The 22,418-nt window shown below is 67.3% G+C and carries 16 protein-coding genes; 12 read left to right on the top strand and 4 right to left on the bottom strand.

The genetic code is table 11. The features are described from left to right. Positions 1–14 precede the first annotated feature (14 nt). The 4 genes from PBT88_RS18150 (at position 15) to PBT88_RS18135 (ending at position 5,688) form a co-directional block, all read left to right on the top strand. Positions 15–710 carry a glutamine amidotransferase gene (locus PBT88_RS18150; protein WP_270076705.1) on the top strand — a complete coding sequence of 232 codons (696 nt, stop codon included), beginning with the start codon at positions 15–17 and terminating at the stop codon, positions 708–710. Positions 711–849: 139 nt separating this feature from the next. After that, positions 850–1,305 (top strand): SH3 domain-containing protein, encoded by a 456-nt coding sequence (locus PBT88_RS18145; protein ID WP_326521556.1) that lies wholly within the window; start codon positions 850–852, stop codon positions 1,303–1,305. Between the two features lie 10 nt (positions 1,306–1,315). Continuing rightward, positions 1,316–2,098, top strand: coding sequence for a 3'(2'),5'-bisphosphate nucleotidase CysQ (locus PBT88_RS18140; protein ID WP_270076703.1), 783 nt, complete (start codon positions 1,316–1,318; stop codon positions 2,096–2,098). A gap of 254 nt (positions 2,099–2,352) precedes the next feature. Next, a complete protein-coding gene (locus PBT88_RS18135; RefSeq protein WP_270076702.1) occupies positions 2,353–5,688 on the top strand; it encodes a glycosyltransferase in 3,336 nt (1,111 codons plus the stop codon). 91 nt (positions 5,689–5,779) lie between these two features. On the opposite strand, the gene PBT88_RS18130 is transcribed toward PBT88_RS18135, so the two are convergent. From PBT88_RS18130 to PBT88_RS18120, 3 genes are read right to left on the bottom strand one after another with little or no spacing between them, the layout of a single operon-like run. Then, positions 5,780–7,147, bottom strand: a complete 1,368-nt coding sequence (locus PBT88_RS18130) for a sensor histidine kinase (protein ID WP_270076701.1) — start codon at positions 7,145–7,147, stop codon at positions 5,780–5,782. A gap of 8 nt (positions 7,148–7,155) precedes the next feature. After that, positions 7,156–7,842 carry a winged helix-turn-helix domain-containing protein gene (locus tag PBT88_RS18125; RefSeq protein WP_270076700.1) on the bottom strand — a complete coding sequence of 229 codons (687 nt, stop codon included), beginning with the start codon at positions 7,840–7,842 and terminating at the stop codon, positions 7,156–7,158. Further along, positions 7,817–8,212 (bottom strand): PDZ domain-containing protein, encoded by a 396-nt coding sequence (locus tag PBT88_RS18120; protein ID WP_270076699.1) that lies wholly within the window; start codon positions 8,210–8,212, stop codon positions 7,817–7,819. The genes PBT88_RS18125 and PBT88_RS18120 overlap by 26 nt, the downstream gene beginning before the upstream one ends. Before the next feature lie 240 nt (positions 8,213–8,452). Here PBT88_RS18120 and PBT88_RS18115 point away from each other — a divergent pair, with 240 nt between their 5' ends. The 7 genes from PBT88_RS18115 to PBT88_RS18085 all read left to right on the top strand — a co-directional run bounded on the left by PBT88_RS18115 (position 8,453) and on the right by PBT88_RS18085 (position 19,812). Continuing rightward, on the top strand, positions 8,453–9,847 hold the full coding sequence (locus tag PBT88_RS18115) for a M20/M25/M40 family metallo-hydrolase (protein ID WP_270076698.1): 1,395 nt from the start codon (positions 8,453–8,455) through the stop codon (positions 9,845–9,847). Then, positions 9,844–10,434 carry a TetR family transcriptional regulator C-terminal domain-containing protein gene (locus tag PBT88_RS18110; RefSeq protein ID WP_270076697.1) on the top strand — a complete coding sequence of 197 codons (591 nt, stop codon included), beginning with the start codon at positions 9,844–9,846 and terminating at the stop codon, positions 10,432–10,434. Before PBT88_RS18115 ends, PBT88_RS18110 begins: the two co-directional genes overlap by 4 nt. Positions 10,435–10,591: 157 nt before the next feature. Continuing rightward, positions 10,592–12,577 carry a tetratricopeptide repeat-containing sulfotransferase family protein gene (locus tag PBT88_RS18105; RefSeq protein ID WP_270076696.1) on the top strand — a complete coding sequence of 662 codons (1,986 nt, stop codon included), beginning with the start codon at positions 10,592–10,594 and terminating at the stop codon, positions 12,575–12,577. Between the two features lie 106 nt (positions 12,578–12,683). Beyond that, entirely contained in the window at positions 12,684–15,287 is a 2,604-nt protein-coding gene (locus PBT88_RS18100; protein WP_270076695.1) for a TonB-dependent receptor, read from the top strand. Positions 15,288–15,337: 50 nt separating this feature from the next. Further along, complete coding sequence (locus PBT88_RS18095; protein ID WP_270076694.1) at positions 15,338–16,621, top strand: Xaa-Pro dipeptidase; 1,284 nt, start codon at positions 15,338–15,340, stop codon at positions 16,619–16,621. Between the two features lie 132 nt (positions 16,622–16,753). Next, positions 16,754–16,930, top strand: coding sequence for a hypothetical protein (locus PBT88_RS18090; protein ID WP_270076693.1), 177 nt, complete (start codon positions 16,754–16,756; stop codon positions 16,928–16,930). Beyond that, positions 16,897–19,812, top strand: a complete 2,916-nt coding sequence (locus tag PBT88_RS18085) for a PAS domain-containing protein (RefSeq protein WP_270076692.1) — start codon at positions 16,897–16,899, stop codon at positions 19,810–19,812. The genes PBT88_RS18090 and PBT88_RS18085 overlap by 34 nt, the downstream gene beginning before the upstream one ends. Before the next feature lie 8 nt (positions 19,813–19,820). Here the strand turns inward: PBT88_RS18085 and asd are convergent, their stop codons facing one another. Next, on the bottom strand, positions 19,821–20,687 hold the full coding sequence (asd, locus tag PBT88_RS18080) for an archaetidylserine decarboxylase (protein ID WP_270076691.1): 867 nt from the start codon (positions 20,685–20,687) through the stop codon (positions 19,821–19,823). A gap of 29 nt (positions 20,688–20,716) precedes the next feature. Here asd and PBT88_RS18075 point away from each other — a divergent pair, with 29 nt between their 5' ends. After that, positions 20,717–22,402, top strand: a complete 1,686-nt coding sequence (locus PBT88_RS18075; protein ID WP_270076690.1) for an aminotransferase class III-fold pyridoxal phosphate-dependent enzyme — start codon at positions 20,717–20,719, stop codon at positions 22,400–22,402. Positions 22,403–22,418 lie beyond the last annotated feature (16 nt).

Raw genomic sequence — 22,418 nt, 5'->3', positions numbered from 1 at the left:
CAGAGGAGCACAGCATGCGGGCGCTCGTCGTCCATCATGTCGCGCATGAGGGGCTGGCGGCGTTCGGCGCGCCGCTGGCCGCCCGGGGCTATGCGATCGATCGCGTGTTCGCGGGCGATCGCGGTTTCGCCGAGATCGATTTCCTCGATCCCGATCTGCTGATCCTGATGGGCGGCCCGATGGCCGTCTATGAGCGTGACGCCCATCCCTGGATCGAGGGCGAACTGGCCCGCATCGCGATGCGGATCATGGCCGGTGGCCCGACCTTGGGCATCTGCCTGGGTGCGCAACTGATCGCGGCGGCGCTGGGCGGCGAGGTGAAGCCGGGGCCGGTGCGCGAGGTCGGCTTCGCGCCGGTCTCGATCGGCGAGGCGGGGCGACACTCTCCGCTCGCGGCGTTGGCGGGCGTACCGATCCTGCACTGGCATGGCGATGGCTTCACGGTGCCGGCGGGCGCGACCTTGCTTGCCGAGACGGAATATTTCCCGCAGGCGTTCGCGCTCGGCGCCACGGTGCTGGCGCTGCAATGCCATCCCGAAATGGGGGACATGAACGACGGGATCGGCCGCTGGATCGAGGAGGACGCCGATTATATCCTCGGTGCCGGCACCTCGGCGGATGTGATCCGCGCCGATCATGCGCGGCTCGGCGCCGATGCCGCGCGGGCCGGTCGTCGCCTGCTGGTCGATTGGCTCGCCGGATTGCCCTGACGCGGGCCGAGGCGGGGGCGCTTCGGGGGCCAGCGCCGGGGCGACCCTTGTTGCCGCCTCTTTCCAAGCCTAGAGCTGCGACATGCGTGCGATCGGAAAAAGGCTGAAGCGGATGAAGGGGATAGTGGGGATAGCGCTGGTGGCGGTCCTTTCCGGAGGATGGGCCCATGCTGCCCCGCCGCCGCAGCGCGAGACCCCTTATTGGGCATCGCTGTCCGCCAGCCAGGCCCGGATGCGCACCGGGCCGGGGCGCAACTATCCGGTCAACTGGTTCTACCAGCGGCAAAACCTGCCGGTGCAGGTGCTCGAGGTCTATCCCGGCTGGCGCAAGATCCGCGATCCCGACGGTGCCGAGGGCTGGATGATCGGCAACCTCGTCTCCGATCAGCGCACTGGCATGATCAAGGGCGGCACGGTCGATCTGCTGGATGCCCCCCATGACGGCGCCAAGCTGCTGTGGCGGGCCGAGGCGGGCGTGATCGGCACCCTGTCCCGCTGCGCGGACGGCTGGTGCCGGTTCGACGTCAAGGGGCGTGGCGGGTTCGTCGAGGAGGCGAAGCTGTGGGGCGTCGATCCCGGCGAAACGGTCAAGTGAGCCGGCGCGGTTGCTTTCCGGCGCCGCCGCCACCATTTTCCCGGCGGTGAACGACATCGATCTCGCCGCGGCGCTCGCGGATTTCGCGGGCCGCCTGCTCCTCGATCTGAGACGATCCGAGCTGCTGTCCGGCAAGGCGCTGGGCGAGGCGGGCGACCAGACCGCCAATGCGTTCCTCGTGCGCGCCATCCGTCACCAGCGACCCGATGACGGCCTGCTGTCCGAAGAGAGCGTCGATGATCGCGCGCGGCTGGACAAAAGCCGGGTGTGGATCGTCGATCCGCTCGACGGCACCCGCGAATATGCCGAAGGGCGCGAGGATTGGGCGGTGCATGTCGCCCTCGCGATCGACGGCGTGCCGGTGGTCGGCGCGGTGGCGGAGCCGGCGCGGGCGACGCTGTGGCGTTCGGATACGGTGCGGCTGGCCGCCCTGCACGGCGAGCCTGGCGTCATGGTCAGCCGATCCCGCCCGCCGGACGTCGCGACGCGGACCTGCGCCCAGCTTGCCCTCGCGATGAAGCCGATGGGCTCGGCCGGCGCCAAGACGATGGCGCTGCTGCGCGGCGATGCGCTCGGCTACATCCATGCCGGCGGGCAATATGAATGGGATTCGGCCGCCCCGGTCGCGATCGCGCTGGCGGCGGGCCTCAACGCGACCCGGCTCGACGGCCAGCCGCTGCTCTACAATCAGCCCGATCCCTATATGCCCGACCTGCTGATCAGCCGCCCCGAATGGACCGAGCGCCTGCGGGGCGCGCTGGCCCGTTGCGGTGGACAGGCGGCCGAATCCTAATTCTTTTGATAGGCTTCCCACGACCGTGCCGGAGCGTTAGATTCGCCGGGTCGGTTCTGGAGGAGCGGAAGTGGGCGACATTACCGATCGTTCATTCCGTCGCAACGGCTTGGTGGGCATGTGCGGCATAGAAATTGGGGTGTCGGCGGGCCTGGACCCTGTCACGCCGATGCATGACGGAACGGCGCTCGGCTACCCACTCCCAGTCGGGCGCCGTTTTCCGATATGACAAATAACATGGTGGTCGAAGACGCATGAAAGCGCCGGTTTTTTACGATCCCAGCGGTAAGCGCAAGCGCTGGTCGCTGCGTACCGTGTTTGCGCTGATCCTGACGCTGTTCATTACGGCCTGCGTGTTCGCGCTCACCATCGTCGACGTGCCCAAGCCCAATGCGCTGGATATCGGCATCGAGCATCCGCAGACCCGCCCGCTGCCGGCGCAGATCGCGCAGGTCGGGCGTGTGCTCAAGCGGGCGCTGGGCGGCTGGCTGCCCGGCAGCAGCAAGGCGGCGTCGAGCGTCCAGCAGCAGGTGATCGGTTTCTACGTGCCGTGGGACGATGCTTCCAAGGCCTCGCTGGTGCGGCACATCGGGCAGATCGACTGGCTCGTCCCCGATCTCATCTTCGTGACCGGCAAGGATCACAAGGTCGTCGTCACCCCCGATCGTGTGCTCGATGCGGTGCTCCGCATGGGCACCAGCCGGCCCAAGATCCTGCCGATGGTGCAGAATGTGCAGAATGGCGTGTGGGACGTTGCCGGCACCACCGCGATGCTGCGCGATCCCAAGGCGCGCAAGGCGTTTCTCGATCAGCTCGACACCGCGCTGGTTGCCAAACATGCCGATGGCGTCGTCTTCGATTTCGAGTCGCTGGCGCCTGCCGCCCAGCCCGGCTATCTCCGCCTGATCGCCGAGGCCAAGGCCCGCTTCGGCCCGCGCAACATGCTGGTGACGCTGACGGTGCCGGTGGGCGATACCGACTGGAACCTCAAGGCCTACGCCCATTTCGCCGATCGCATCTTCATCATGGACTATGATGAGCATGAGAATGACAGCGCGCCCGGGCCGATCGCCAGCCAGGCGTGGTTCGTCCAGCAGATGCGGTCGGCCGTGGCGCGGATCGGCATGGCCAAATCGATCGTCGCGATCGGCAACTATGCCTATGACTGGCCCAGCAAGGGGCCGGCGGCGGAAAGCTCGGTCGAGGAAGCGTGGCTGGCCGCACATGACAGCGCGGCGCAAATCCGTTTCGACGCGGCGAGCGGCAACTCCACCTACACCTACGCCGATGACGATGGCGATCCCCATACCGTCTGGATGCTCGACGCGGCGAGCGCCTGGAACCAGCTGCGCGCCGCCGATGCGGTGGGTGTCGCCGGGGTTGCGCTGTGGCGACTGGGCTATGAGGATCCCGGCATTTGGGACGCGCTGAAGGCCTTCCAGACCAGCAAGTTCCCGCCCGACCTCTCGACGCTGCATTCGGTCGGCGATGTCGACGTGGAGGGCAATGGCGAGGTGCTGCGCGTCACCGACACGCCGACCACCGGCCAGCGCAGCATCACCACCGACTCCCGTGGCCTGATCCGGGGCGAGCAATATCATTCGCTGCCGACGCCCTATGTCGTCACCAAGGTCGGCTACCGGCCGGGCTATGTCGCGCTGACCTTCGACGACGGGCCGGACGGCTATTGGACGCCGCGCGTCCTCGACATCCTCAAGCGCGAGGGCGTCCCGGCCACCTTCTTCGTGATCGGCGAGAATGCGGTCGGCCATCCCGGCCTGCTCAACCGCGAGATCGCTGAGGGCCACGAGATCGGCAACCACAGCTACACCCATCCCAATATGGCGGTGACGAGCCTGCGCGTCACCAATATCGAACTGAACGCCACCCAGCGGCTGATCGAGGCCTATACCGGGCGCGGCACCCGGCTGCTGCGACTGCCCTATTTCGGCGACGCCGAACCCACCACGGACGACGAACTCATCCCGGCGCTGCGCGCGCAGAATGACGGTTACGTCAATGTCGGCCTCCACGTCGATACCGAGGACTGGCAGGTGCCGGGCGTGCAGACGATCCTGCGCAACGCCTTCAAGGGCGTGGCCGCGAGCAACGACAAATATTCGGGCAACATCATGCTCCTCCACGATGCCGGCGGCGATCGCCAGGAGACGCTGGAGGCGCTGCCGATCATCATTCAGACGCTGAAGGCGCATGGCTACAAGTTCGTCACCGTCTCCCAGCTGGTCGGGCTGAACCGCGATCAGGTGATGCCGACGATCGCCGGCAAGGATCTGATCGCGGTGCGCGCCGACGTCGGCATGTTCCTGTTCCTGGCGGGCCTGCTCGCGGTGCTGAAATGGCTGTTCTTCGTGGCGATCACGCTCGGCATCATGCGGGCGCTGCTGATGGCGGGGCTGGCGCTGTGGTCCCGCCACGAACAGTCCAAGGAGACGCCGCCGGCGATCGACCCGACCCGCTTCGTCTCGGTGCTGATCCCGGCATTCAACGAGGCGCAGGTGATCGAGACGTCGATACGCCGCGTGCTGGCGAGCGAGGATGTCCGCATCGAGATCATCGTGATCGACGACGGATCGACCGACGACACCAGCGCGATCGTCCGCACCGCCTTTGCCGACGAGGCGCGGGTCCGGCTGCTGACGCTGGAGAATGGCGGCAAGGCGGTGGCGTTGAACAGCGGCATGGCGTTGGCGAGCGGCGACGTGATCGTCGCGCTCGATGCCGACACCCAGTTCGAGACGACCACCATCGCCCGCCTCGCGCGCTGGTTCGTCGACGAGAAGATCGGCGCCGTGGCCGGCAATGCCAAGGTCGGCAACCGGGTCAATCTCGTCACCCGCTGGCAGTCGGTGGAATATGTCACCGCGCAGAATCTGGAGCGGCGCGCGCTCTCCCGCTTCGATGCGATCACGGTGGTGCCGGGCGCGGTCGGCGCATGGCGGCGCGCGGCGCTGGATGCGGTCGGCGGCTATCCGGTCGATACGCTGGCCGAGGATCAGGATCTCACCATCGCCATCCAGCGCGTCGGCTGGGAGGTCGCCTACGACGTCGATGCGGTGGCCTGGACGGAGGCGCCGGAGACCTTCCGCGCGCTCGCAAAGCAGCGTTTCCGCTGGGCGTTCGGCACGCTGCAATGCCTGTGGAAGCATGGCGCGATCCTGCGCGAGCGCAAGCCTGCCGGCCTCGCGCTGGTCGGCATCCCGCAGGCCTGGCTGTTCCAGATCGTGTTCGCGGTGATCTCGCCGATCATCGATCTGGCGCTGGTCATCAGCATTTTCGGCACGATCGTGCGGATCCACCAGCATGGCTGGGCGCAGACCCATTCGGACGTGCTGCGCATGGGCATCTACTGGGTCGCCTTCACCAGCATCGATCTGCTGTGCGGCTGGATCGCCTACCGCCTGGAGCCGCGCCGCCAGCCTTATCCGGCGCATCTGCTGCTCGCCCAGCGCTTCGTCTACCGCCAGCTGATGTATTCGGTGGTGCTGCGCGCGGTATCGGCGGCGCTGTCCGGGCCGTGGGTGGGCTGGGGCAAGCTTCAGCGCACCGGCCGGGTCGACGCGGCCGGCTAGGGCAGATCGCCTTTCGGCGCCGTTGACGAGGTGAACTGGCCTCGCCGTGCGCCGGCGCCGGCCACAAGGCGGTTCAGGCGGTTCAGGCGGTTCAGGCGGTGTCCTGCGGCAATGTCAGCCGAACCGAAAGGCCCGGCGCATTGTCGCCCAGCGTGATCGTGCCGCCGTGGAGCCGGGCCACCGCCGCCGCCAGCGCAAGGCCGAGGCCGGCACCGCTCGCGCTGCGTGCCGGGTCGAGCCGACCGAAGCGGCGCAGCGCCTCCTCGCGCTGCGCCTCGGCAATGCCCGGGCCGTCATCGGTGACGGACAGGATCACGGCGCCCTCATCCTGGCGTGCCGAGAGTGCGATGGTGCCGCCTGCCCGGCCATATTTCAGCGCGTTATCGACCAGATTGGCGATCACCTGCCCGATCAGTTCGCGATGCACCACGCCTGCTGCGGTTCCCGATGCGGAGAGGAGGAAGCCGCGCTCCTCGGCCAGCGGGCCATAGACCTCGGCCAGATCCTCGATCATCTGGCCGATGTCGGTGGCGACGAAACGGTCGCGCCCGATACCGGCCTCGGCGCGGCTGATCTGCAGCGCGGTGGACAGCATGGCGAGCAGCGTCCCGGCTTCCGATCCGACCCGCTCCAGCGCCGAAATGGCGGCTTCGTCATCGGTTTCGCGCAGCGCCCGCTCCACGGTCGCGCTCAGCCGGGTGAGAGGGGAGCGCAGATCGTGCGCCAGGCTATCCGTCACCACGCGCAGTTCGGCGACCAGTGCCTCGATCCGGCCGAGCATGAGATTGATCGACGCGGCAAGATCGCTGAACGCATCGTGCATCCCGGCATCGTGCGGGACGCGGAGCGAGAGATCGCCCATGCCGACGCGGCGCGCGGTTTCGGCGATGCGCTCGACCCGGCCGGTGATCACCCGCGTCGCCACGATCGCGCCGAGCAAGGCCAGCGGCACGGCGAGCAGCAGCGCCGCCGCCATCGCCTCGCCGGTCAGCTCGCGAACGCGCAGATCGCCCTCGACCACATGGCCGACGAGCAGATGGGTGCCGTCGGGCAGCTTGGACGCGATGATCCCCATCGGTTCGGGGTGGTCGCGCCCCATCCGGTAGAGCGTCACCACCTGCCAGCCCGAATCGAACGGCACGATCGGCGGCCAGTCCGCGATGTTGCCGGCGAGCTGGTTGCCGACCGGATCGTCGAGCAGCACCGCGGCGTCGCGCGCCGGGGTGGAACCCAGCCGTTCCGAGATCAGCCGGCGCAGGCCGGACAATCCTTCCTGCTTATAGTCGGCGACGAGGTCGTCGTGCAGTTCGGTCACCAGCGTGCGCGACGTGCGCTCCAGCTCGTCGGCGATGATGTGGCGCACGAACATCAGCAGCGCGGTGCCCGAGATCAGCTGGATCACGAACACGAGCGCGAAGAAGCGCGTGGTCGACGATCGCAGGAAAGCGGGCACGCGCACCGGCGCGATCAGCCTTCGGTGCCGAGCCGGTAGCCGGCGCCCCGCACGGTATGGATCAACGGCACGGCCTCGCCGTCGTCGATCTTGCGGCGCAGGCGGCTGACATGGACGTCGATGACGTTGGTGCCGGGATCGAAATGATAATCCCACACGCCTTCCAGCAGCATCGTGCGGGTGACGACCTGTTCCTTGTGGCGGAGCAGATATTCGAGCAGCCGGAACTCGCGCGGCTGGAGATCGATCGCCCGCGCCCCGCGTTTCACCTTGCGGGACAGCAGGTCCATGTCGAGATCGCCGCAGGCGAGGCTGGTGGTCGGCTGCGCGCCGACGCCGCCCCGCCGCAGCATCAGCCGCAGCCGGGCGAGCAGTTCGGCGAAGGCGAAGGGCTTGGCGAGATAATCGTCCGATCCGGCGGTCAGCCCCGCGACCCGATCGTCGACGGCCCCCAAGGCCGAGAGCATCAGCACCGGCGTATGGATGCCGCCGGCACGCAGCGCGCCGAGCACCGCCATGCCGTCCATGCCGGGCAGCATCCGATCCAGGATGATCGCATCATAGCCGCCATCGGTCGCATGGAAGAGCCCGTCGCGACCATTATCGGCATGATCGACGGTCATGCCCTCTTCGCCGAGCCCTTTTACGATATAACCGGCGGTTTGCCGGTCGTCCTCAATCAGAAGGATTTTCTGCGCCATGACCCGTATCCGTCGCCGCTTCACCTCCGGCCGAGGGTTCGGCGCGGTCGAGCGCTACCGTCCATAGCGCATCCCCACGCCGGATATGAAGCGCAAGCGGATGATCGGTGCGATCGGACAGCACGGTCGTCCGCAATGCGGCGACGTCATGCACCATATGGCCGTCCACCGATTCGATCTCGTCGCCCGCCCGGATGCCGGCCCGCTCGGCCTCGCCATTCGAGCGGACGCTGGTGACGACCGGCACGCGATCGTCGCTGTCGTCGCCCAGCGTGATGCCGGGCAGGGCGCCACCGGGCAGCGCATTGTTGGGCAGGTGCGTGAACAGGCCGCGTTCCGCCAGGATCACGACGAGCAAAAGCGCAGCCACGACGGCAATGATGCCGATCGCGACTCTCTTTCCTCCGTGATGCCCCATGGCGTGACGATAGGTGGCCATGAACGCCTTTTCGGATGCGCGCACTTGCCTTGCCATGGGGGCAATATGACCGTTTGTTCATCCCCGCCCGGGGGCATCTCGTCGCAACCGTCGGTCGCCCGTGATCACAGTCGTCGGTTGACTGCCTGCGCCGTCACGATACGGTCGGGCAAATCACGATCAGGGGGATCTATGGTGCGTATCCGAAAAGCCTTGCTGGCCGCTGCGATTCTAGGCTCTTCGCAGGCCGCCCATGCCGCCGCCCCGGCCTCCGACGAGGCGGCCCGCGCGCTCGATCTGCTCAAGGCGTCGATCGGGTTCCAGACCGTCCAGGGCAATCATCAGGTGCCGGTCTATGCCGATTATCTGAAGGGCGCGCTGGTCAAGGGCGGCTTCGCCGCAACGGACATCGTCTTCACCCCGATCGGCGAGACCGGGACGCTCGAACTGACCTGGCCGGGCAGCGACCCGGCGCTGAAACCGATCATCATCTCCGATCACATGGATGTCGTCGCCGCCGATCCGAAGGACTGGACCCGCGATCCGTTCAAGCCGGTGGTCGAGGATGGCTATATCTTCGGGCGCGGCGCGATCGACGACAAGTTCGACGTGTCGGTGGTGATCACAGCGCTCACGACGTTGAAGCAGCAGGGCTTCAAACCCAGGCGGACGATCATCCTGGCGTTGTCCGGCGACGAAGAAACCGACATGCACACCGCGCAGGCGCTCGCCCAGAAGCTGAAGGGGGCAGAGATCGTGCTCAACGGCGATGGCGGCGGCGGCACCCTCTCCGAAGACGGCAAGCCGCTGCTCTATGGTCTGCAGGCCGGCGAGAAGACCTATGCCGATTTCGAGATCAGCTTCACCAGCCCCGGTGGCCATTCCAGCCGCCCCGGCCCGGTGAAGGACAATCCGATCTATCGCGTCGCCAAGGCGATCGACAATATCGCTGCCTACCAGTTCCCGCCGCAATCGAACGAGCTGACCATCGCCTATCTCGGTGCGATGGCGAAGCGGACGCCGGGACCGGTCGGCGAGGCGATGAAGCGCTTCGCCGCCGACCCCAGGGATGCCGCGGCGGCAGCAACGCTGTCGGCGCAGCCCGAATATGTCGGCCAGGTCCGCACCACCTGCGTCGCCACCATGCTCAGCGGCGGCCATGCGCTCAACGCTTTGCCGCAGAAGGCGACCGTCTCGGTCAATTGCCGGATCTTCCCCGGCGTGACGGTGCCCGACATCGAGGCGACGCTGAAGCAGGTCGTCGCCGATCCGGATGCGCAGTTCACGGTGCTCGGCAATCCGACCGCCAGCGACGCCTCGCCGCTCAGCCCGAAGATCATGGCGGCGGTGAAGAAGGCGGTCGCCGCCAACCAGCCGGGTGTGGAGATCGTGCCGAGCATGTCGGCCGGCGCCAGCGACAGCCTCTATTTCCGGGCGGTCGGTATCCCCAGCTATGGCGTGTCGGGTGCCTTCATGAAGCCGAGCGACGATTTCGCGCATGGCCTCAACGAGCGGTCGCCGGTGGCGGCGATCCCCGGTGCGCTGCGCCAGTGGCACAGCCTGCTGACGACGCTCGCCGCCGAATGACGCAGCGCGCGGGCTACAGGCGGGCGCCCGCCGAACGGCGGCAGGCGCTGATCGATGCGACCATCCACGCGCTGGCGAAACAGGGGGCGGGCGGGGTCTCGGTGCGCACCATCGCGGCGGAGGCGGGAGTGTCGCCCGGCCTCGTCACCCATCATTTCGAGGGTGTCGAGCCGCTGATCGCAGCCACCTACCGGCAGGTGTCCGATCGTGTCGGCGCCGCGCTGCTGGCGGCGGTGGAGGCAGCGGGCGCCGATCCGCGCGCGCGCCTCTACGCCTATGTGGCAGGCAACTTCCTGCCGCCGGTGATGGACGAGGAACTGCTCGCCACCTGGCTCGGGCTGCTCGGTCTGACCACCTCGATGCCGCTGGTCGCGGCCGCCCATGCCGAGACCTATGCGGCTTTCCGACAGGCGATCGAGGCGTTGCTGGTGGCGTGCGGCAGCCAGGGCGATCATCGGCTGGAGGCGGTCGCGATCACCGCGCTGATCGACGGGTTGTGGCTGGAACTCTGCCTCGATCGCAGCGTGTTCACCGCCGACGAGGCGATGGCGCTGGCGCGGCGCTGGATCGACGCGCTGCTGGCGTAGACTGGCCTGCCCGTCGACGGTTTGTTGCGTGGCCGCGTCAGCGTGTTGCACGATCGTCCGATAATTGCCTTCGCACTGCAACATCCTGATTGACTTGGGGCTGTCGCGGCCCTCTCATTGGCGGGTCGACCCATTCAGTGGGCGGCGAAGGGGGTATGTGGCGGGCAGCTCGCAAGCGGTGGGATCGTTGGAGGAGGCGCTCGCGCACGCCGAGCGGCTGATCGCCGTTCGGCCCGATCTCGCATTGCTCCAGATCACCGAAATCCTTCGTGCGGCACCGGGCACGCCGCAGGCCATTCTGCTCCGGGGGCGGGCGGAGCGGATGGCGGGCCGGCTCGCCGAGGCCCGCGCCACATTGGGCGGGCTGGCGGCGGTCCAGCCGCAATCCGCCGCCACCGCCTATGAACTGGGCGTCACCGCCTATCAGTCAGGCGATGCGCCGGCGGCCATCGCCGCGCTGCGCCGCGCCGTCGATCTCAAGCCCGATATGGCGGCGGCGTGGACCGCGCTGGCCGACGTGCTGCGCCTGTCGGGCGACGAAGCGGGCGCGGACCATGCCTATCTCGCCGGTGTGCGCGCTGCCTCGTCCGACCCCGAGATGATGGAGGCGGCGCTGGCGTTGGCGGACGGGCGGCTGGACGTCGCCGAGCCCATCTTGCGCGCGCGGCTGAAGCAGCGGCCGACCGATGTCGCCGCGATGCGGATGCTCGCGGAAGTCGCCGGCCGCCTCGCGCGCTATCGCGATGCGACGTACCTGCTCGAGCGCGCCGTCGAGCTCGCACCCGGCTTCACCGCGGCGCGCCACAATCTCGCGCTGGTGCTGCACCGGCAGGGGCGGCTGGAGGAGGCGCTGGCGATGGTCGATCCGCTGCTCGCGGCGGAGCCGGGTCATCCCTCCTATACCAACCTCAAGGCCGCGATCCTCAGCCGGCTCGGCGATTATGAGCAGGCGATCGCGCTCTATCGGCAGGTGCTGGTCGGCTATCCGAACCAGCCCAAGGTGTGGATGAGTCTGGGCCATATGCTCAAGACGCTGGGCGAGCAGGATGAGAGCATCGCCGCCTATCGCCGCGCCATCGCGATGCAGCCGACGCTGGGGGAGGCATGGTGGAGCCTCGCCAACCTCAAGACCATCCGCTTCACCGAGGCCGATCGGGCGACGATGCGCGCCGCGCTGAACACGCCCGGTCTCGACGGCGACGATCGCTTCCATCTGGAATTCGCGCTGGGCAAGGCGGAGGAGGATGCCGGCCACGCCGAGACGGCGTTCGCTCATTATGTCGCGGGCAATCGCGGCCGCCGCGCGATCATCGATTATGATCCGGCCGATCTCACCCGCTCGGTCGAGCGCAACCGGGCGCTCTACACGCCGGCCTTCTTCGCCGAGCGCGCAGGCTGGGGCTGCGCGGCGCGCGATCCGATCTTCGTCGTCTCGCTGCCGCGATCGGGATCGACGCTGATCGAGCAGATCCTCGCCAGCCACAGCCAGGTGGAGGGCACCGCCGAGCTGCCCGATATCGCCGCGATGGTGGCGCGCGTCGGGCCGGGCCGGGTCGGCGCGCTGGGTCGGGACGAGGTTGGCGCGCTCGGCGAGGAATATCTCGAACGCACCCGCATCCAGCGCCGCACCGATCGGCCGCTGTTCATCGACAAGATGCCGAACAACTGGACGCAGGTCGGCTTCATCAAGCTGATCCTGCCCCACGCCACGATCATCGATGCGCGGCGCCATCCGCTCGGCTGCTGCCTGTCCAACTTCAAGCAGCATTTCGCGCAGGGGCAGACCTTCACCTACGATCTCACCGATCTCGGCCTTTATTATCGCGATTATGTGGCGTGGATGGCGCATGTCGACGGCGTGCTGCCCGGCGCGGTCCATCGCGTCTTCTACGAGCGCATGGTCGAGGATCAGGAGGCGGAGACGCGGGCCTTGCTCGCCCATGCCGGGCTGCCGTTCGAGGAGGCCTGCCTGCGTTTCCACGAGACCCGGCGGGCGGTGCGCACCGCCTCGTCCGAACAGGTGCGCCGCCCGATCTTCCGCGACGGGATGGAGCAATGGAAGCAATTTGATCGCTGGCTCGGGCCGCTCAGGGACGCGCTCGGGCCGGTGCTGGAGGCCTATCCGCAGGTGCCGTCACTGTGACGGATTTGCCATGCGGCGACGCAATATAATGAGGATGTTGGGGGTCGCTTGACACTGTTTCCAACGCGGAACAGCTTTTCGACATACATAAAACAAGGGGGCATCCATGTTCGATCACAGGCCGTTACCGGCTTTGCTTCTCGCGACCACCGCATTGGCCGGGCTGGGGGCGCCGGCCTTCGCGCAGGCCACCGCGCCTGCCGCTCCGGCTCCCGTCGTCGCGCCGGACAATGGCGAGATCATCGTGACCGCGCAGAAGCGCTCCGAGAATATCCAGAAGGTGCCGATCAGCATCCAGGCGATCACGTCGCAGAAGATCGAGCAGCTCAATATCGCCAATTTCAACGATTACACCAAGCAGCTGCCGAGCGTCTCCTATCAGGAGATCCAGCCGGGCTCGACGACGGTGTATATCCGCGGCGTCGTCTCGGGCGGCGACGGCAACCATTCGGGCTCGCTGCCGTCGGTCGGCGTCTATCTCGACGAGCAGCCGATCACCACGATCGGCGGCACCCTCGACATCCACATCTACGATATCTCGCGCATCGAGGAACTGTCCGGCCCGCAGGGCACGCTCTACGGCGCCTCGTCCGAATCCGGCACGATCCGCATCATCACCAACAAGCCCGACACCTCGCATTTCTACGGCAAGGTCGACGTCGAGGGGAACACCGTCGCGCACGGCAGCCAGGGCGGCAAGGCCGAGGGTTTCGTCAACGTGCCGGTCACCGATCGCGTCGCGGTGCGCCTGGTCGGCTTCTACGAGCATGACGCCGGCTATATCGACAATGTCCACGGCACGCGGACCTTCACCGGCACGCCGAATGCCGACAGCCCCGGCTACACCGGCGGTGTCGCGCCGGGCGGGCAGGATCCGGGCGTCCCGGCCGGCTACAACCCCGGCATCACCATCGACAACAAGGATTTCGTCAAGAAGAACTATAACGACGTCGACATCTATGGCGGCCGAGGCGCGCTGAAGGTCGATCTCAACGACAATTGGACGGCGACGGCGACCGTCTTCGGGCAGGACCAGAAGAATCATGGCTCGTTCGGCTATGATCCGAACCTGCCGGGGCTGGAGGTCCAGCATTTCCTGCCCGAATATAGCCATGACCGTTATGTGCAGGGCGCGCTCACCATCGAGGGCAAGATCGGCAACTGGGATCTGACCTATGCCGGCGCCTATCTGTGGCGGAAGACCAATTCGTCGAGCGACTATACCGACTATGCGACGCAATATGACCATGTTCTCTATTCGTCTTATGGCGGCCTCGCCAACTATTTCGCTTTTCAGGATAATGCCGGCAACACGATCAACCCGATCCAGCGGATCGTCGGCAAGGATAGCTTCAACAAGGTGAGCCAGGAATTGCGGATTTCGTCGCCGCAGGAAAACAGGCTCCGGGTCACGGGCGGTCTCTTCTATCAGCGCCAGTTCCACCACATCGTTCAGGACTATCAGGTCACCGGGCTGGGCTCCGACGTGTCGGTCAACGGCCATCCCGGCACGCTCTGGCTGACCGACCAGAACCGCATCGACAAGGATTATGCGGCGTTCGGCGAGGCGAGCTTCGACATCCTCCACAACCTGACGCTGACCGGCGGCCTGCGTTACTATAAATATGACAACTCGCTGATCGGCTTCTTCGGCTTCGGGCTCAATCCCAACTATACGATCGGCGGAAGTGCGCCCACCAACGCGGCGGAAAGTTCGCGGACCGGCGTGCCGGGCTGCTTCACGACGGATGGCGGCACCGCGATCGTCCGCGACGCAGACGGCAACCAGATACTGGTGAACCGGGACTTCGCGCCTGCGGCCCAAGGCCTCGGCCCCTGCACCAATCTCGGCGTCTATAATTCGGATGGCTCGATCAGCCCCAAGCGGACCAAGGGGGACGGTGTCATCCATCGCCTGAACCTGACCTGGAAGATCACGCCCAACGCGATGGTCTATGCCACCTGGTCGCGCGGCTTCCGCCCCGGCGGCATCAATCGTCGGGCCGATCTCGATCCGTACCAGCCCGATTTCCTGACCAATTACGAGGTCGGCTGGAAGACGAGCTGGGCCGATCATACGGTGCGTTGGAACGGCGCCATCTTTCAGGAGAATTGGAAGCATTTCCAGTACAGCTTCCTCGGCCAGAACAGCTTCACCGAAATCCACAACGGCCCGAATGCCCGCATCCGCGGCGTCGAGACCGATGTCACGCTGGTGCCGACGCCGGGTCTCACCGTGTTCACGACGGCGGCCTATACCGACGGCAAGCTGCGCGCCAATCTCTGCGCGGTCGACGATCCGACCTTCACCTGTGCGGAGGACGGCAACAGCGTGGTCGCCCCCAAGGGCACGCGCCTGCCGATCGCCTCCAAGTACAAGCTCAACACCACCACCCGCTACGAGTTCGCGGTGGGCGACGAGGTGAAGGCGCATCTCCAGGGCGCGATCACCTTCCAGAGCAAGGCCAGCTCGGCGCTGCGACTGGGCGCGGTCAACGATCCGGTGCCAACGCTCAAGGATTATGCGCTGGTCGATCTCGCCGCCGGGCTGGAGTGGAAGGCGATCTCGGCCGAATTGTTCGCCACCAACGTGTTCGACAAGAAGGCGGACGTCTCATCCTTCCAGGAATGCGGCTCCTGCTCGCTCACCGACTATTATGTCATCCTGCCGCCGCGCACCGTCGGCATCCGCGCGGGCTACAAGTTCTGACGGATCGCCGCCCCGATGCCGGTGCATCGGGGCGGCGATGGAGTGATGGCATGAAATGTTTCTACGGACTGGCGGCGGCGGGCCTGCTCGTCGTCGCGCCGCTGCAGGCGGAGACGGTCTATGTCCATGCCGGCCATCTGATCGATCCCGAGCGGGGGCGGACGCTCGCCGATCAGGGGGTGAAGGTGGTCGACGGCCGCGTCGTGGCGGTCGGCCCGTGGCAGGGCACGCCTGGCGACGGCACCGTGGTCGACTGGTCGGCCTATACGGTGCTGCCGGGCCTGCTCGATTGTCACACCCATCTGAGCGACGGATCGGCCGAGGGCGATCCGATCCAGCCGCTGGCATCGACCGAGGCACAGAGCGTGCTGCGCGGGGTGGCGGCCGCCAAGGTGGAACTGCTGTCCGGCTTCACCAGCGTGCGCGATGTCGGCGTCTATCGCGGGCTGACCGACGTCGCGCTGCGCGATGCGATCGACAACGGCACGGTGGAGGGGCCGCGGATGATCGTGGCCGGCGCGTACATCACCATTCCCGGCGGCGGCGGTGCCGTCACCGGCTTCGCGCCCGACGTGCAGATCCCCGCCGACATGCAATATGGCTATGTCCGCAATGCCGACGAAGCGCGGGCCAGGGTCGATTTCCTGTTCCAGCATGGCGCCGACTTCATCAAGATGATCGCGACCGGGGCGGTGCTGGCGCTCGGCAGCGAGCCCGGCGCGCTCGAACTGACGCCCGACGAGATGCAGGCCGCCTGCGACGAGGCCCGGTTGCACGGCAGCTATTGCATCGCCCACGCCCATGGCGCCGCCGGGATCAAGGCGGCGATCCGCGCCGGGGTGCGTTCGATCGAACATGCCTCGCTGATCGACGACGAGGGCATCACGATGGCGAAGCAGGCCGGCGTCTGGCTCGACATGGATATCTATGACGGTGACTGGATCAACGACGAAGGCGTCAAGCAGGGCTGGCCGGCGGAATATCTCCGCAAGAATCGGGAGACCACCGACGAACAGCGCGACGGCTTCGCCAAGGCGGTGAAGGCGGGCGTGAAACTTAGCTTTGGCACCGATGCGGGGGTCTATCGCTACGGCCTCGGCGCGCGCCAGTTCGCCTATATGGTCCGCTACGGGATGACGCCGATGCAGGCGATCCAGGCGGCGACGACGGTGTCTGCCGAACTGATGCGCCGATCGAAGGATGTCGGCGCGCTCAGCCCCGGCCATTATGGCGACATGATCGCGGTGGCCGGCGATCCGCTCCACGATATCCGGCTGCTGGAGGATGTGAAGGGCGTCATCAAGGGCGGCGAGGTGGTGAAGGCGCCGCGCTAGCGCCGGGGCGCCGCGCGGGCCTCCGATCGGCGCCGGGGGCGTGCATGTCGTTGTGGATCAAGCCGAAAGGTGGAGAGACGGATTGCCCTGCGGGAACAGATCGCGCAGGGTAGGCGTCTGGACGTCACGCCCGTGGAGATGCTCGCCGCGGCCGCGCGGGGGATGCGTGAGCTGATCATGAACTGCCATTCTGGTGCCGATGTCTTCATGATGAAGCCAGTGGATTTGACGGGGCGCGGCGGCTGGATCGCCGGTCCCGAACTGCGCCACGCGCCGTGCCACGCCGGGTCGGGAGCGCCGTGCCGGTGACGGATGCCGGGGCGCCCATCCGTCTCCTGCACCTGGAAAGCGATACGGATGATGCCGATCGCGTCGCTGCGCTGCTGATCGCCGAAGGGCTAGGCGGCCCGATCGAGCGGGTTTCCACCCGTTCGGACTTCGCAGCAGCGCTGGGCCAGAATTATGATGCCATCCTCGCGGCGGACGGGGTGCCGGGACTCGATGGCGAGGCTGCGCTGGCGCTCGCGCTGGAGAGGGCGCCGCATATTCCCTTCATCTTCGTGTCGGGTACGTTGGATGTGGACGTGGCCGTCGATGCGCTGAAGCATGGCGCTACCGATTACGTCGTGAAGCAACGGCTGGAACGGCTTCCGGCCGTGATCCGCCGCGCGGTTCGCGAACGGGCCGAGCGTGCGGCCCGCCACGTGGCCGAGGAAGCGTTGCGCCTCGCGACCCAGGCGGCGCAGGTCGGCATATGGGATTATGATCCGGTGCATGACGTGCTGCGCTGGGATGCGCGGTGCCGGGCGCTGTTCGGCCTGCGGCCGGGTGCGACGATCCGCTATGACGATAGCTTCCTGGCGGCGCTGCACCCCGGCGACCGGGCGTCGGTCGAGGCGGCGGCGATTGCGGCGATGACCCCCGGTGGCAGCGGCGCCTACGACATCGAATATCGCGTCATCGGCCTGGAGGACGGGGGCGAGCGTTGGATCTCGGCACAGGGGGCGGCCCATTTCGAAGGCGGCCGTGCGGTGCGCTTCGTCGGCACGGTGATCGACATCACCGAGCGTAAACGCGCCCATGCCGCGGTCGCCGCCTCGGAGGAAGCGCTGCGCGCCGAAAGCGACGCGCTGGAAATCCTCAACCGGCTGTCGCGTGAGATCGCGGCCGAGCTCGATCTGGAAAAGCTGGTGCAGACGGTGGTGAATGCCGGCGTCACGCTGGCCGGGGCCGAGACCGGCGCGTTCTTCTACACCATCCTCGATGCGCAGGGGCAGGCCTATCAGCTTTATGCGCTGTCGGGGGCCGCGGCATCGGCATTCGAGAATTTCCCCATGCCGCGCAGCACCGCCTTGTTCGGGCCGTCGTTCCGGGGCGAGGGGGTGGTCCGCCTCGATGATGTACAGGCCGATCCGCGCTACGGCAGCACCGGCCCGCATTTCGGGATGCCGGCGGGCCATCCGCCGGTGCGCAGCTATATGGCGGTTCCGGTTTCGCTGCGTTCGGGCGAGGTCGTCGGCTGCCTGTTCTTCGGCCATGCGCAGCCCGGCCGGTTCTCGCTGCGCATCGAGCGGCTGGCCGTGGGCCTCGCGGCGCAGGCGGCGGTCGGGATCGAAAATGCGCGGCTGTTCCAGTCCGCCCAGCGACTCAACCAGACGCTCGAGGAGCAGGTTGCCGCGCGCACTGCCGAACGCGATCGGATCTGGCAGGTCTCCGCCGATCTTCTCGGTGTCGCCGATGGCGAAGGCCGCTGGATCAGCATCAACCCCGCCTGGACCCGTCTGCTCGGCTGGGAGGCGGACGAGATCATCGGTCGCACCGGCGAATGGATGAGGCACCCCGACGACCGCGCGCAAACGGCCGCCGAAGCGCGCAAATTGTTCGCGGGGGAGATTACGACGAGCTTCGAGAACAGGCTTCGGACGCGTTCCGGCGACTATCGCACGTTCAACTGGCGTGCGGTGCCGTTCGACGGTGAGATCTACGCCGTCGCGCGCGATATCACCGCGCAGGTGGAGCAGGCCGCGGCGCTCGCGGAGGCGGAGGAAGGGCTGCGCCAATCGCAGAAGATGGAGGCACTGGGGCAGCTGACCGGCGGCGTCGCGCATGATTTCAACAATCTGCTCCAGATCGTGATCGGCAATCTGGATATGCTCAAGCGCCATCTGCCCGACGATCCCCCGCGCCTGCGCCGCGCCGCCGAAAACGCCTCCGCCGGCGCCGAGCGTGCCGCGACGCTGACCCAGCGCCTGCTCGCCTTCGCCCGCCGCCAGCCGCTGGCGCCGAGCCCGGTCGCGCCCGACCGGCTGGTCGAGGGGATGATCGAACTGCTCCATCGCACGCTCGGCGAGACGATCCGGGTGGAAACCACCTTCGCGTCGGGCGAATGGATGGTGGAGGTCGATCCGAACCAGCTCGAAAGCGCGCTGCTCAATCTCGCGATCAATGCGCGGGACGCGATGCAGGGAGGCGGTACGCTGACCATCGCGGTCGACCATCTGTCGCTCGACAGCCCGATTTCCGGCCAGAGCGAGGTGCCGGCGGGCGATCATGTCGTCATTGCGGTGTCGGATAGCGGCGAGGGCATGGCCCCGGAGGTGGTCGCACGGGTGTTCGAGCCATTCTTCACCACCAAGGATGTGGGCAAGGGCACCGGCCTCGGGCTCTCGATGGTCTATGGCTTCGTCAAGCAGTCCGGGGGGCATGTCCATATCGCGTCGCGGGTGGGCGAGAGCACGGCCGTGCGCATCTATCTGCCCCGTCTGCTGGCGTGCGGCACCGCGGTGGCGAATGTGCCCGATGCGGGCGAAGGCTCGGGTGGCGGCAGCGAGACCATCCTGGTCTGCGAGGATGATGATGGCGTGCGGGCCAATTCGGTCGAGAGCCTGCGCGAGCTCGGCTATGCGGTGCTGGAAGCGGCCGATGCGCGCGCCGCGCTGCGGCTGCTCGACGGGGACGATACCGTCGATCTGCTGTTCACCGACGTCATCTTGCCCGGCGGGATGACGGGATCGGATCTTGCCGCGCAGGCGCGCGGGCGCCGCCCCGATCTGCGGGTGCTGTTCACCAGCGGCTATGCCCGCGATGCGATCGTGCATCATGGCCGGCTCGATCCGGGCGTGGAACTGCTCCCCAAGCCCTTCGCCTTCGAGGAACTGGCAATGCGGGTACGGCGGATGCTGGACGGCTAGGGCGGAATTCAGGGCAGCCGCATCAGCGCCTCGCCGGCGCGGATTTGGCGGCCCTCGGCAATCCCCTCGGCCAGGGTGAAGCCGGGCGGGGCGAAGACGATGATCGTCGAGCCATGCTCGAACCAGCCCATCTCCGCGCCCTTGGCAATAGATGCGGCACAGGGAATGGTGCGCGATCCGCCGATGCGGATGTGGCGGCCGACATCGACGAAATTCAGCCGGATCGAGGCGACCAGGATCGCCGCCACCGGCACCAGCAGCAGGTGATGGCCGCCACGATCGAGGCGCACCCGGATCGGCGCGCGCTCGTTGCGGCAGAATAGCCGTTCCACCCGCTTGAGCGCGATCGGATTGACGTTCCAGGTGTCGCCGGAGATGTAGCGCACCTCCTCCACGGTGAGATCGTAGGGCGCGTGAAAGCGGTGATACATCGCCGCCGTCAGCCGCAGCGTGACGAAGCTGCCGTCGCGGAACGGGGCGCCCAACGCCTCGTCGCCCAGCAGCTCGGCCAGCCGATAGGGCATCCCCTTGGCCTGATAAAGCATGCCGTCCTCGATCCGCCCGCAGGCGCCGACGATCGCGTCGGACGGGCTGGCGAGCACCGCCGGATCGGGATCGGCCGGCCGCGATCCGGGCTTGAGCGCGCGGGTGAAGGCGTGATGGAGGCTGCGGAACGAGGTGTCCGCCGCGTCCGACAGGTCGACGTCGCAGAAGGTCCGCCACAGAGCGAGCGAGGATCGGCGGACTAGCGGCTGCTCGATCGGCGACAGCCAGCCGATCAGCTTCGTCGCGAGACGGCGCGGGATGCGGTTGGTGAGGAGGAAGTTCAGATCCTCCTGCGCGCCGATACGGGCGAGCCAGGAACGTCTTGTCATGATCGCGTCACCATAAATGTGACTGTGCTATGCGCATGGAAGCCAGCATCCCCTTCGCCGCACAGCCCGTCATCCTGTCCGCCCTCGGCCTTGCCGCGGTTGCGGTCGGCGCGACCAAGGGCCGCGCCCGTCTCACGCTGTCCCGCGCCAAATATCGATCGCTCGCGGGGCATGTCCGCATGTCGCTGCGCGTCGCCCGGTTGATACCGGCATGGCGCTATGACGAACAGCGTTTCTTCCGCGCCGATGCGCCGCTCGAGGATGTCGCCCGCCAGCGCGAGGCCGGCTTCGCCCGCCTTGCCGATCTCTACGCCACGCGCTTCGCCAAGACCGCGGCACTGACCAAGCAGACCGCCGGCGGCCTTTCCGATCTCCAGTTCACCGGCGCCTATCGCGTGCCCTTCCAGTTCAGCGATATGGTGCGCCGGCATCTTTCGGCCGGCAGCTTCCTCGAACGCTCGGATGGGGTGACGATCACCGATCTCGACGGCAACCGCTTCTACGACGTCGCGGGCTCCTACGGCGTCAACCTGCTCGGCTTCGACGCCTACAAGGCGATGATCGCGCAAGGCGCCGCCGAGGTCGCCGATCTCGGCCCGGTGCTGGGGGGTTACCACCCGGTCGTCGCCGACAATGTCGCGCGGCTGACCGCTTTGTCCGGCATGGACGAGGTGAGCTTCCACATGTCCGGCACCGAGGCGGTGATGCAGGCGGTGCGGCTCGCCCGCTATCATACCAAGCGCAGCCATGTGGTGCGCTTCTGCGGTGCCTATCATGGCTGGTGGGGCGATGTGCAGCCCGGCGTCGGCAATCCCGTCCCCGCCGATCGCACCTACACGCTCGCCGACATGAGCGAGAACACGCTCAAGGTGCTGGCCAGCCGCCACAACATCGCCTGCGTGCTGGTCAATCCCTTGCAGGCCCTGCACCCCAACAAGGGCGCGCCGTCGGATTCGGCGACGGTCGACAGCAGCCGCGATGCGGGCTTCGACAAGGCCGCTTACGGCGCCTGGCTGGAACGCCTCGCCGAAACCTGCCGCAAGGCCGGCATCGTCCTGATCTTCGACGAGGTGTTCGTCGGCTTCCGCCTCGCGCGGGGCGGCGCGGCCGAATATTTCGGCGTGAAGCCCGATATGGTCACTTACGGCAAGACGCTGGGCGGTGGCCTGCCGGTCGGCGTGCTGTGCGGGCGTCACGATCTCATGAAGCGTTACCGCGACGATCGGCCGGTCGATATCTGCTTCGCGCGCGGCACCTTCAACGCCCACCCCTATGTGATGGGGGCGATGAACGCCTTCCTGCGCTTCGTGGATACGGTGGAGGGCCGCGGCCTCTATGACGGGCTGGACGCTCGCTGGAACGCGCGCGCCGCGCAGCTCAATGCGGCGCTGGCCGAGGCCGGGCTGCCGGTGGCGGTGGCGAACATCTCGACGATCTGGACGGTGCTGTTCCGCACACCGTCGCGCTACAACTGGATGCTGCAATATTATCTCCGCGCCGAGGGGCTCGCGCTCAGCTGGGTGGGGACGGGGCGGCTGATCTTCAGCCTGAATTATACCGATGCCGATTTCGCCGAGGTGGTCGCCCGCTTCGTGCGTGCCGCCGAAGCGATGCAGGCCGACGGCTGGTGGTGGCATGACCCGGCGATCACCAACAAGGCGATCCGCCGCAGCATCCTGAAGGAAATGTGGGCGGCGCGGCGCGGGCGGATGTGAGCGCCGCCCCGTCACC

The sequence above is a fragment of the Sphingomonas abietis genome (assembly GCF_027625475.1).
In the GTDB taxonomy this organism is placed as follows: domain Bacteria; phylum Pseudomonadota; class Alphaproteobacteria; order Sphingomonadales; family Sphingomonadaceae; genus Solisphingomonas; species Solisphingomonas abietis.
This window is presented reverse-complemented; position numbering and strand designations above follow the sequence as displayed.